Source organism: Helicobacter sp. (genome assembly GCF_022511165.1).
Classification (GTDB): domain Bacteria; phylum Campylobacterota; class Campylobacteria; order Campylobacterales; family Helicobacteraceae; genus Helicobacter_C.
The window spans coordinates 1-12,624 of sequence record NZ_JAFLSB010000040.1; the positions used below are offsets into that span (position 1 = coordinate 1).

10 protein-coding genes and 1 pseudogene are annotated in these 12,624 nt (G+C 38.5%); 9 read left to right on the forward strand and 2 right to left on the reverse strand.

Translation table 11 applies throughout. The features are described from left to right. Positions 1 to 356: 356 nt before the first annotated feature. The 7 genes from J1E28_RS06230 to J1E28_RS06260 all read left to right on the forward strand — a co-directional run bounded on the left by J1E28_RS06230 (position 357) and on the right by J1E28_RS06260 (position 7,220). Positions 357 to 1,781, forward strand: a complete 1,425-nt coding sequence (locus J1E28_RS06230; RefSeq protein ID WP_291027855.1) for an LLM class flavin-dependent oxidoreductase — start codon at positions 357 to 359, stop codon at positions 1,779 to 1,781. A 117-nt stretch (positions 1,782 to 1,898) separates the two neighbouring features. Further along, positions 1,899 to 2,894 (forward strand): alpha-L-glutamate ligase, encoded by a 996-nt coding sequence (locus J1E28_RS06235; protein ID WP_291027856.1) that lies wholly within the window; start codon positions 1,899 to 1,901, stop codon positions 2,892 to 2,894. Positions 2,895 to 2,905: 11 nt separating this feature from the next. Next, positions 2,906 to 3,928 (forward strand): LLM class flavin-dependent oxidoreductase, encoded by a 1,023-nt coding sequence (locus tag J1E28_RS06240; protein ID WP_291027858.1) that lies wholly within the window; start codon positions 2,906 to 2,908, stop codon positions 3,926 to 3,928. 267 nt (positions 3,929 to 4,195) lie between these two features. After that, positions 4,196 to 4,951: a transporter substrate-binding domain-containing protein gene (locus tag J1E28_RS06245; RefSeq protein WP_291027860.1), complete on the forward strand. Its 756-nt coding sequence runs from the start codon at positions 4,196 to 4,198 to the stop codon at positions 4,949 to 4,951. Positions 4,952 to 4,968: 17 nt separating this feature from the next. Beyond that, entirely contained in the window at positions 4,969 to 5,739 is a 771-nt protein-coding gene (locus J1E28_RS06250) for a transporter substrate-binding domain-containing protein (RefSeq protein WP_291027862.1), read from the forward strand. Positions 5,740 to 5,793: 54 nt separating this feature from the next. After that, complete coding sequence (locus tag J1E28_RS06255) at positions 5,794 to 6,489, forward strand: amino acid ABC transporter permease (RefSeq protein WP_291027864.1); 696 nt, start codon at positions 5,794 to 5,796, stop codon at positions 6,487 to 6,489. Continuing rightward, complete coding sequence (locus J1E28_RS06260; RefSeq protein ID WP_291027866.1) at positions 6,486 to 7,220, forward strand: amino acid ABC transporter ATP-binding protein; 735 nt, start codon at positions 6,486 to 6,488, stop codon at positions 7,218 to 7,220. Before J1E28_RS06255 ends, J1E28_RS06260 begins: the two co-directional genes overlap by 4 nt. Before the next feature lie 160 nt (positions 7,221 to 7,380). Here J1E28_RS06260 and J1E28_RS06265 read toward each other — a convergent pair whose 3' ends face one another. Both J1E28_RS06265 and dnaG read right to left on the reverse strand, forming a co-directional pair. After that, positions 7,381 to 8,430 (reverse strand): argininosuccinate synthase domain-containing protein, encoded by a 1,050-nt coding sequence (locus tag J1E28_RS06265; protein WP_291027868.1) that lies wholly within the window; start codon positions 8,428 to 8,430, stop codon positions 7,381 to 7,383. Next, positions 8,408 to 10,060 (reverse strand): DNA primase, encoded by a 1,653-nt coding sequence (dnaG, locus tag J1E28_RS06270; RefSeq protein WP_291027870.1) that lies wholly within the window; start codon positions 10,058 to 10,060, stop codon positions 8,408 to 8,410. Before dnaG ends, J1E28_RS06265 begins: the two co-directional genes overlap by 23 nt. Positions 10,061 to 10,358: 298 nt before the next feature. Here dnaG and groES point away from each other — a divergent pair. Both groES and groL read left to right on the forward strand, forming a co-directional pair. Next, a pseudogene (gene groES / locus J1E28_RS06275) lies at positions 10,359 to 10,622 on the forward strand (co-chaperone GroES); the annotation flags it as partial. Positions 10,623 to 10,654: 32 nt separating this feature from the next. Then, a complete protein-coding gene (gene groL / locus J1E28_RS06280; RefSeq protein ID WP_291027872.1) occupies positions 10,655 to 12,292 on the forward strand; it encodes a chaperonin GroEL in 1,638 nt (545 codons plus the stop codon). Positions 12,293 to 12,624 lie beyond the last annotated feature (332 nt).

A 12,624-nucleotide genomic window follows, 5' to 3' on the forward strand; every position in this document is an offset into this window, starting at 1 on the left:
AAAAAAAAAGAAGAAGAAATCCATTAAACTTCATCTATACAATAAGAACAAAAAACCCTTAGTGCAAAAAGGCACTATTCCTACTCCTCTATTTCTTATATTCAATCCCCGCTTAAACTCACTCGCGCTATGAAGCATTGTGCTTTTAGTGTGTCGCCACTGCTTTTTTGTAAATATTGCAGCATATCCCTATACCCCCTCCTAGATTCTCTTAAAATAAAATGTATAGATTCGTAGCATTAAATTACAAATTTATAAAATTACATATTGTATTTTAATAAATTTGTAAAATATATGAGTTATGATTACATCAATTAAGTTGCAATAACAACTTAAAAAATAAAAAAGGATGGACAATGAAAAAAGGAAAAACGATTCATTTTAATGCGTTTGAAATGAACTGCATTACACATTTAAGTCCGGGGTTGTGGCGTTACCCTAACGACCAAGCTTTGCGCTATAAGGATATTGAGTATTGGCAAAATATCGCAAAAATCGCCGAAAAAGGGCTTTTTGATGCGATTTTCATTGCCGATGTGATAGGCGTATATGAGCTGTATAAAGGAAATGATATTACCGCGCTCACACACGCCGTGCAAACGCCTGTCAATGACCCTGTGCAATTAGCGGCTATTGGCGCAGCTGTAACAAAGCATTTAGGCTTTGGCATTACTGCGGGTGTGCCTTTTGAGCACCCTTTTCCTTTTGCAAGAAGACTTAGCACCTTAGATCATCTCACTAAAGGACGCGTGGGTTGGAATATTGTTACAGGTTACTTGCCAAGTGCAAATAGAAATATGGGAACAGATGAGCTTCCCCACGATGAGCGATATGAGGTGGCTGATGAGTATTTAGAGGTGCTCTATAAGCTTTTAGAAGGTAGCTGGGAAGATGATGCGGTGGTTTTAGATAGAAAAACAGGGCAGTTTGCAGACCCAAATAAGATTCATCATATTAACCACAAGGGCAAATATTTTAATGTCCCCGGAACTCATATCTGTGAGCCAAGCCCACAGCGCACACCGGTGCTTTTTCAAGCAGGAAATAGCCCAAGGGGAATTCAGTTTGCCGCAGAAAATGCAGAGGCAATTTTCATCTCACCAATGACAAAAGAGTATGCAAAAATCGCTGTGAAGCAGATTCGAGAAGCGCTTGTAAAAGCAGGACGCAACCCCTATGATGCCAAAATTTACGCTTTGGCTACGATTATCACTGATGAAAATGACAAACTTGCACAAGCAAAACATAAAGATTTAACAAGCTATGTCAATGTTGATGGAGCTTTGGCGCTGAATTCTGGTTGGCTTGGAGAAGATTTAAGCAAATACAACCTTGATGATCCGCTCTCAAAAATCAAATCTAATGCCATTATTGGCAAAGTCAAAGAATTTGCCGATGGCAAAACAGCAGATGGCAAAGAATGGACTTTAAGAGATTTGATAAAAGTCGCAGGAGGAATTGGTGCTTTAGGACCAAAGATTGTAGGTGGGGCTAAAGAAGTAGCAGATACTTTGGAAGAAATTGTAGAATATGCTGATGTTGATGGCTTTAATCTTGCCTATGCCACTACACCGGGCACTTTTGAAGATATTGTGAATTTTATCGTCCCCGAGCTTCAAAAAAGAGGCGTGTATCAAGAACAATACGCAGAAGGAACGCTTCGCAATAAGCTTTTTGGCAAGGGCGATAAATTACCTTCAAATCACAGAGCCGCTGCGTATCGCGTAGGTGGGGCTAAATCAAGTATCGATGATTATGCAACTTCGGGCAGAAAAAAGTAGCATTGAAGACGCGTTTTTCATCTATTTTGGGATTTTGATGTTTATAGCCATTGTATGCGTGGTGCTTATCCCCAAAAAACGCGAACTTGATTGATAAACCAAAGTAAAGGAGGAAATGTGTTACTGAATGAACTAAAAGATGGGATTTATATCCTACACGAGAATCCCGAGTGGATTCCGCCTTTTGCGAGCGCATTTGAGCGAGCAGGGGTTGCCTTTAATGAGATTCTCTTAACGCAAGGGGGTATTAATATAGACGCTCCTCCACCAAAAGGTGTATTTTGGAGTAGATTAAGCGCTTCAAGTCATACACGCGATCACGCTTATTCTAAAGAGTATGGGCGCACTATCCTTTCGTGGCTTGAATCTTATGGCAGACGCGTAATCAATGGAAGTGCGATACTTGAGCTAGAAGTGAGCAAAGCAAGGCAATATCTTGCGCTCAATAAAGCTGGGTTTCGCACACCAAAGACAATAAGTGTTTTTGGGAAAGAGGATTTACTCACATTTGCACAAAAGCTCCAAACACCCTTTATTACTAAGCATAATCAAGGTGGAAAGGGCTTAGGCGTACAAAGATTTGATGATAGGGCATCTTTTGAAGCCTATATACACTCAAGTGAGTATGAAGAGCCAATTGATGGCATCACACTTTTGCAAGAATACATACCCTCCAAAGAGCCTTTCATTACACGATGTGAGTTCATAGGCGGGAAATTTGTCTATGCTGTGCGAGTAGATACAAGTGGCGGGGCTTTTAAACTCTGTCCTGCTGATAGTTGCGAAATAGAGAGGGCGGATTCTCTCCCTGAACTTGCAGGAGCAGCCTGTGAGGTGGGGAGTGCGGATAAGTTTAGTGTGCGCGAGGATATTACAGCCCACACTCCGCTTGTGCAAGTTTTGGAGCGATTTTTACAACAGCATCATATAGAAATTGCGGGGATAGAATTCATAGAAAGCAAAGAGGGCGAAAATGTAGTGTATGATATTAATACCAATACTAACTATAATAGCACTCTTGAATCCAAACTCCGCGCACAAGGCAAAAGTGGAGCAAGTGATAAGCTCGTGCAATTTTTAAAAGAGCAATATGATATTGCTCTACATCAATAAAAGGAGAAAAAATGAAATTTGGCTATTGGACACCTGTTTTTGGAAGTTGGTTAAGAAATGTTGATGATGATACCACACAAGGCTCTTGGGAATACATCAAAGACTTAGTTTTGCGTGCTGAAAAGCTAGGCTATGCACTCACTCTTGTGCCAGAGCTTTATTTGAATGATATTAAGGGCGAAAAAGAATCCGCTCTTGATGCGTGGGCGATTGCCAATGCTTTGGCGGCGATTACAGAAAAAATTGAGATTCTCGCAGCTTTGCGCCCTCAATATCATCAAGTTGCCCTCACAGCAAAGAAAATTGCCACCATTTCGCAAATCTGTAATGGGCGCTTTAGCATCAATATGGTATCAGCTTGGTGGGCAGAGGAGGCACGACAATTTGGCATTAATTTTGATGGACACGATGATAGATACAACCTTACACACGAATATACCGATGTGTTAAGAGGCTTTTGGGAACATACCCCTTTTACTTATCAAGGCAAGTATTTTGCTTTTAAAGAATCTTATAATGAGCCAAAGCCACCCAAGACTCCGCTTGTATATGCGGGAGGAGAGAGCGAAACAGGGCGCAATGCGATTGCACAATTTGCCGATAAATATCTCCTGCACGGAGGCACACTTGAAGAAGTAAGAGAAAAAATTGCAGATATGAAAGAACGGCGTAAAAAAGCAGGAAAAGAGCCATTTTTGGGCTTTGGTATGGCTGCATACATCATCATACGCGACACAGAAGAAGAGGCGCTCAAAGAACTTGAACGTATTACAACCATTAAAGATGCACAACGATATGAAAATTCTTTCGAAAACTTTACCAATAATTCAGAACTTGATGTGGAAATTAGCAAGAAAGAATACAGCGTCTCAAATCGCGGATTGCGCCCACATTTTGTAGGCACAGCTAAGCAAGTAGCAGAAAAAATTAAGGCTTATGAAGAAGCAGGGCTAGAGCTTCTTATCGTCCAATGTGCGCCGATGAAAGAGGAGCTTGAGCGTATTGCTAAAGAGCTTATGCCTTTAGTGCGATAAGAAAGCTAAAAGCTCTATTAAAGGGATTGTAGCTGATGAGATTATAGAATCTTGCCTTGCTTTATTTAAAGCAGGAGAGAGAACAGAGAGAAATACTGCTAAATTAAACCTAGCAGCCCTCTCTATAAAATCTATAATATAACTCCCTTGCTTGTTTTTGAGCTAGATTCTAGCAAAAACGCTTTGTGTTGTGAGTTACCTCCACACAAGGCAATATTGTGAAGATAAGATTCTAGATTAAGTCTAGAATCTATTAAGGAGAGAAAAATGAAAATTATCAATATATTACTTCTTGCTTTTAGCTTAAGTTTTGCTTTGGAGCTCAAAGTAGGAAGTGAGAATGCCTATAAACCCTTTGCTTATCTTAATGAAAAAGGCGAAGCAAGTGGTTTTGATAATGATGTAGTAAGAGCTATTGCCTCTTATATTCCAGATTCTAAACTAGAATTTAGCCCATTTAATTGGAATGCCATTTTTAGCGCACTTGATGCAAAAAAGGTTGATATTATCGCCAATCAAATCACCAAAACTAAAGAGCGTGAGGAGAAATATATCTTTTCAAAAAAGCCCTATTTTTATGATATAAGCACCATTATTAGCCTAAAAAAGCAACCCATTGCAGATATAAAAGAGCTAAAAGGTGCTAAGATTGGAGTAACCGTTGGCTCAAATCACGCCAAAAATCTTGAGGAATATCTCAAAAATAACCCCCATTTAGATATTAAAATTGTGTATTACAAAACCTCTTCTTTACTCGTAGCAGACTTAAAAAACCAAAAGATAGAGGCTATGGTCAATAATCCTATCGCCGCACAAGATTATGCTAAGGCACAACATATTACAATAAGTGTCGCAAAATTTCATTTTGAAAAAGTGCCCGTGTATCTTATCTTTCGCAAAGATAGCGCAAATCTTGCCAAAATAGTTGATAAGGCAATGGAAAAAGCACTGAAAGAGGGCAAGATTGCAGCCCTCCAAGCGCAATATTTTGGTGAAGAATACCTCCAATACGCAAATAACTAGATTCTTAAGGAGAACATATGAAAAAAATACTTTTGATTACCCCCCTTATACTCTTGCTTGGCTTAGCAAATGCACTTTATGCAGATGAGAAAAAACCTATTGAGGTGGGCACAGGCAATGCTTATCGTCCCTTTGCTTTTGTGAATGCAAACAATCAAATAGATGGCTTTGACATTGATGTATTAAAGATTCTAAGCAAATATGATAAAAGCCTTGTGTTTAAGTTTAATGGTGTGCAATGGAATGCTGTTTTTCCCGGGCTTGATAGCGCAAAATTCGATCTTTTAGCCTATCAAATCACCAAAACTAAAGAGCGTGAGGAGAAATATATCTTTTCTGATTATTCTTATTTTAACGACATTAGCGGCGTGATTATAAGAGAAGATCAAAATATCACAGATTTTACACAGCTTAATCATCAAAAAATAGGTGTGAGCGTAGGCTCAAACTACGCACGTGATTTAGAAAATTATCTCAAAGCCCATAAGGATTTGCACATAGAGATTAAATATTATAAAAATCCCCCTGCGCTGATTGCAGATTTAGGTGCAAATAGAATCCAAGCAATTATTGGTGAGCCTATTAGCTCAATTAACATTGCCAAGGCGCAAAATATTAATCTCAAGGCAACAGATATTATCCTTGATAAAACCCCTGTGTATTTTGTCTTTAACAAAAAAGATATAGAGCTAAAAAATAGAGTATCAAAAGCGCTCAAAAAAGCCATAGATTCTAAAGATTTAAGCAATTTGAGCATCAAATATTTTAAACAGGATTTAACCAAATAACAAATGAAAAAGCGCAGAGCAAATGAATATTTTTTATGTGTGTAGGGCTTAGCAATGTTTGATGGAGCTTATTTTGCACATACATTTTTTACCCTACTCCCTGCTCTCCCTCTCACATTTCTTCTTGCTATTGTCTCATTTTTTGCAGGAGGAGTGCTAGGGTTTATCCTCGCGCTTGTGAGAGTTTTTGAAATAAAGTACCTCAATCACATTATAATGCTCTATATCTCATTTTTTCGTGGCACACCACTCTTGGTACAACTTTTTATGTTTTATTATGGTTTGCCTATTTTCCTGCAATCTTATGAAATTTACATCGATTTTCATAACTTTGATAGCCTCTATTACGCACTTATTGTATTTTCACTCTATGCGAGTGCCTACTTATGCGAAATTTTCCGCGCGGCTTTGCTTTCTGTGGATAAGGGGCAAATTGAGGCGGCATATTCACTAGGAATGAGTAATGCCCAAGCTCTAAGACGCATTATTTTACCCCAAGCCTTTATGATTACTTTGCCCAATTTGCTTAATTTTTTCATTCTCCAAGTCAAAAATACAGCCCTTGCCTCTATTATTACCGTGCCCGAGCTTATGGGACTAGCTGATATAGAATCTGGCAGAAGTTCAAAATTTTTAGAAGTATATCTTATGGCAGCCCTGATGTATTGGGTGCTATGTGTGGTGCTTGAGGGTATATTTTTTAGAATCGAAAAATATTTTGCTCAATTTAGAAAGAAATACACCAAATGATAGAAATTACTCACACTAACAAGACTTTCCACCAACATCTTGTGCTTAAAGATATTAATTTATCAGTTAAAGATAATGAAATTGTGGCAATTATTGGACCAAGTGGGGCAGGTAAAAGCACCCTTCTAAGAAGCATCAATCTCCTTGAAAAACCAGATAATGGGCGCATTATCATTGATGAATTAGCACTTGATTTTGCCCATTTTAGCAAAGAAGAAATGTTTAAATTACGCCAAAAATCTGCTATGGTATTTCAAAATTTTAATCTTTTTGTGAATAAAAATATCCTTGATAATGTGAGCGAAGCCCTTATCGTAGTTAAAAAACTCCCCAAAGAAGAGGCAAAGGAAATTGCCATAGAGCAGCTTCAATCTGTGGGTTTAGCTCAAAAGATAAAATCCTACCCTTACGAGCTAAGCGGAGGGCAGCAACAGAGAGTAGCTATTGCAAGGGCTTTAGCTTTAAATCCAAGTATTATGCTTTTTGATGAACCAACCTCTGCGCTTGATGTGGAGCTTATTGCTGATGTGCTTGAGGTGATTAAAAATATCAAAGGCAAAACAATGCTCATTGTTACCCACGAACTCAAATTTGCTCGAGCGATTGCGGATAGAATTATCTTTATGAGTGAGGGGGAGATTATTGAGCAAGAGCGCGCAGAGATATTTTTTGAATCCCCCAAGCACGAGCGTGTGCGTAATTTCCTTGCTAAAGTCTCTCAACTTGGCTAGATTCTCTTTCTATATATAAAGATTAACTCAGCCTAAAATTTCATCAAGAGAAGTTTTGTCAGCCTACATTCATAAAAAATTGGGCAGATTCTAAAAACGCTCAAACATTTGTTTTAAAGAATTCTTAAGGCATCATACAAGCTTTATCAAAAATGCAAAATCATTGCGTTAAAAGCAAATAGCTTTGCGCTCTCTCTCGTTCAAGTGGCGTAAGTTCATAAGTTTCTGTGCCAATTTGCACTTTGTAAGATTTATCTTTTTCTGTCCTTGCATAGCTAAGCGCGATTTGTCCAGCAAGAAGCTTATCGCTTAAGGTTGCATTAGATTCTACAATACCTATTGGTCCTATGCAATCAAGAAGGGCGATTTGCTCCATTTGTGGATTTGGCTGTGAAAGCTTGGTATTCTCTTCTTGATTGCGCGCAATAACGCATCTTGCGCCATCTTCTAATACAAGATAGCGTCCAACCTTTATCATCGCTATATCTTCAAAGTGTATTTGGCGATGAGAGATGAGGTCTTTAATTTTTAAAGCAATAGAATCTTGTGTGAGCAAACAGCCCCCGCCGGGTTTTTCAAAATACTTAAAGCCATAATTTTTAATCATCTCAAGCTGTCTTGTCCGCCCTCGCCCACTCACATCAAGCAAGGCTTCTCGATTGACCCAACCCATTTTTTCAGGAAAACTTGGTTCAAGGAGTTTAGCACTCATAGGGCGCAAAAGGAGTTCATCAAGGTATTGTGGCTTACTTTTATCACTCCCATCGCGCGAGAGAATCTTATCAAACTTTGTATCCTCTCCAATACGCCGCACAAGTTTTTTGACTTGATCAAGAGCTTCTTTGCGTTGGGATTTAGGGCGCTGTCCTAGCACTTCACCACTCACAACAAAATCCGCTCCCACCTCAAGCAGATATGAAAAGGCATTGCTAAACATATTGGCGTGGCAATCGATGCAGGGATTGAAATATTTGCCATATCCATATTTTGGCTTAAAAAGCACATCATTAAAAAATTGTCGCTTAATATCTAAAATTTTAAGCTCTACTGGAATCTGCGCGGTGGCATTTTGAAAATAGGCAAGCTTGTCTTTATTGCCTCCAAAGCCAATATCAAAATGCAGGGCAATAACATCAATACCCTGATCCTTGAGGAGTTTCATTGAGATGAGGCTATCACAGCCTCCGCTAAAAAGTGCTAATGCTAACATAGGGCAGTAATTCTCCTTGTTTGAGTTGAATAATTTTATGTCTTACATCTTTAATAAGCTCATTTTTGCGTTGCAAACTCAATGTTTGAATCTGCGGAATGCTTGTTAAAAGACGCGTGTAGGCTTGAGCGATAAATAATCTTAAATGCTCTTTGAGCGTAGGCAAATCAGGAAGAGCCTTGATACTCTCGTTAAGTGAGATGCCTAAAAGCTGCTCATATTGCTTATTCATAAGGAGTATAAAAGATTCTTTATGTGCAGCAAAAATCGAAGAATCAATATACTCAATCGCAAAATCAATAAGTTCAGGTTGCTCAAGAAAAGTCTTAAGCAAAGTAAGTTCAGCAAAATCTTGGCTTTGCGTGATGAGATGTGGCGAAGGGGCAGGAACTTGTGTGCGATCGGTATGAATAAGACGCGTGGGCAAAGAGAGCAATCGTGCCAAAAAAGGCTTATATTCTTCTTGCAAAAGCGGACTTAATGTGTGAAGAAATTGCGTAGATTGAGCAAGGGCTTTTTCCTTTTCCAAGGGATTTTCAATAGCATAGCTTTGAGCAATATGGGTAAGGACAAACTCAATGAAAGGTATAGGCGTAGCAAAAATCTCATTGAGTTCATTAATTTGCTTGTTTGCCACCATATCGGCAGGATCTGCACCACCTTCAAAAATTACCACACCACCATCACAGCCCTCTTTAGCAAGCATTTTTGCAGCTTTGAAAGCAGCATTTATCCCGGCTTTATCTCCATCATAGCTTAAGATGATTTTTGGCTCACCTTTGCGCAAAAGTGGAAAATGCTCTTTGGTTAATGCTGTGCCAAGTGTAGCCACAGCACAATCAAATCCTGCCTGATGAAGCATTATCACATCAAGATAGCCCTCGCATACAATGATTTTTTTTTGCTTATAAATTTTGTCCTTAGCGATGTAGTAGCCATAAAGGAGTTGAGATTTATTAAAGATTCTGCTTTGAGGAGAGTTAATGTATTTTGCATTTGCACCGCTCATTGTGCGCCCACCAAAGCCCACAACTTTGCCACTTGAAGAGTGTATAGGGAAGATGATTCTATCACTAAAACGCGCATAATCGCGTCCATTATCGCGTCCAATAACGCCAAACTCTAAGCACTCTTCTTTATCAAGCGTCCGCTCTCTAATAAAATTTAAAATCTCAAAACTTGCCCCACAATAACCTAAACGAAATTTCTCAATGCTTGCATTTGATACCTGACGCGAGGCAAGATACTCAAGTGAGGGCTTATGAGAGAGGAGGCATTTTTGATAAAAACGCATTATTTCATTGAGTACATTTGAATCTGCCTTTTTCTCATAGCCCCTTTCCCACTCAAGTGTAAAATTGCTCATTGCGGCGATTTTTTCCACACTCTCTATGAAGCTTAGTTTCTCATATTCCATAAGAAAATTTATCGCATCACCACCCACGCCACAGCCATAGCAATGATAGAATCCTTTCACGGGATTAACAACAAAACTTGCGGTTTTTTCATTATGAAAGGGGCAACACGCAAGGTAGTTACTCCCTGATTTTTTAAGCTCCACATATGCACCTATAATATCTACGATATTGATGTGTTGCTTGAGATTTTCTATTGAATGCTTACTTACCATCAATTTATATAGCCTTGTTTTACCCTAAGATTCGTTACCCTTGAGGGATTGTGCTCAAATCAAAAATATGAGTAAAAATTGTATAAAAAAAAAGCTTAAGCTCTCTATTGAATGGCTATATTTTAAAAGTTTATAGAATCTAGCATATATAAGTTTAGTTCATTACACTAAGATTTATTTATAAATTATCTATAAAGTATTGACTTGTTTAACAAAAATATATAAAATTCTCGCACTTCAAAAATTAAGTGCTAGTTTTTGATTATTTTTGATATATTTTTATAATAAAGGAGTTCGTATGAAATTTAGACCTCTGGGCGAGAGAGTTCTTGTAGAGCGCGTTGAGGAAGATACCAAAACAAGTTCAGGCATTATTATTCCTGATAATGCAAAAGAAAAACCTCTCATAGGTATTGTAAAAGCAGTGAGCGCAAAACTTAAAAATGACAAAGTGTTAAAAGAAAATGACAAAGTCGTGTTTGGTAAATATAAGGGCGCAGAAATTAAACTAGATTCTAAGGAATATATGGTTTTAGAGCTAGATGATATTTTGGGCGTTATTGAGAAATAAATTAAGATTTAAGGAGTAATACAATGGCAAGTAAAGAAATTCATTTTTCGGATTCTGCACGAAATAGATTATATGAGGGCATTAAGCAATTAAATGATGCGGTAAAAGTTACTATGGGACCAAAGGGGCGCAATGTGCTTATTCAAAAAAGCTATGGTGCACCAACTATTACAAAAGATGGCGTATCTGTGGCAAAAGAAATTGAGCTTGCAGATCCTATTGCCAATATGGGCGCACAGCTTGTTAAAGAAGTAGCGAGCAAAACAGCTGATGCAGCAGGAGATGGCACAACAACAGCCACTGTTCTTGCGCATAGCATTTTCAAAGAAGGCTTGCGTAATATCACAGCAGGGGCGAATCCCATTGAAGTAAAGCGTGGTATGGACAAGGCAAGTGAAGCTATTATTGCCGAGCTTAAAAAGGCAAGCAAAAAAGTCGGTGGTAAAGCTGAAATCGCACAAGTAGCAACTATTTCTGCAAATTCTGATGAAAAAGTAGGTGCGCTCATTGCAGAGGCTATGGAAAAAGTAGGCAAAGATGGTGTTATCACGGTAGAAGAGGCAAAAGGGATTAATGATGAGCTAAGCGTGGTTGAGGGTATGCAATTTGATAGAGGCTACCTCTCTGCATATTTTGTAACTAATACCGACAAAATGACTGCACAGCTTGAAAATGCCTATGTGCTTTTAACAGATAAAAAAATCTCAAATATGAAAGAGATTCTACCTTTGCTTGAGGCAACTATGCAAAGTGGCAAACCGCTTTTAATTATCGCTGAAGATATTGAAGGCGAGGCTTTAACAACATTGGTTGTGAATAAATTGCGTGGTGTGCTTAATGTATCTGCAGTGAAAGCACCCGGCTTTGGCGATAGACGCAAGGCAATGCTCCAAGATATTGCTATCCTTACAGGTGGGCAAGTGATTAGTGAAGAGCTTGGAAAAACTCTTGAGGCAGCTACACTTGCGGATTTAGGAAGTGCTGCTCGCATTGTGATTGATAAAGATAATACAACAATCGTTGATGGCAAGGGCAAAGCAAAAGATGTAAAAGATAGAATCGCTCAAATCAAAACTGAAATTGAAAATACCACAAGCGATTACGATAGAGAAAAACTCCAAGAAAGATTAGCAAAATTGAGCGGTGGTGTGGCAGTGATTAAGGTAGGCGCGGCAAGTGAAGTAGAGATGAAAGAGAAAAAAGATCGCGTAGATGATGCACTCTCTGCGACAAAAGCAGCAGTTGATGAGGGTATTGTGATTGGCGGTGGTTCGGCTCTTATCCGCGCTTCTCAAAAAGTCAAACTTAGCCTCAAAGGTGATGAAGCCATTGGTTATGATATTATTAAGCGTGCTATTAAAGCTCCACTTGGGCAAATTGCCAAAAATGCCGGCTATGATGCGGGTGTAGTTATCAATGAAGTAGAGAAAAATGCTAAAGATAATTTTGGTTTCAATGCAACAACAGGTGCGTATGTGGATATGTTTAAAGAGGGTATTATCGACCCGCTCAAAGTTACACGCGTGGCGTTGCAAAATGCCGTGTCGGTTTCAAGTTTGCTTTTAACTACTGAAGCAGCTATTAATGAAATCAAAGAAGACAAACCAGCTCCAGCAATGCCAGATATGGGTGGAATGGGCGGTATGGGTGGAATGATGTAATCCCCCCCCTTTTTTTTCATAATAAATGTTTATAACAAAAGTAGTGCTTTAACGAGGGCGTAGTAACGCTTTGGGGCTTAATGCCCCGCCCTTTTTGGTTGTATCAATAGTTTTTTATTTTGTATTTCTTCTCAATTCTAGCCTCAACAAAGGCTAGAATCTTTAATTTGCCTAAAATATACCCATTCCTTAATATTTGATATAAAAATTTACTTCTGCTATACTCTTGCATTATTTTATATATAGAAATCCCATTTATACACATTTAGCCGATAAACTTAAAGCAAGAATCTATATCCATACACTTTTGCAAGAGAGTAATAATACTCACA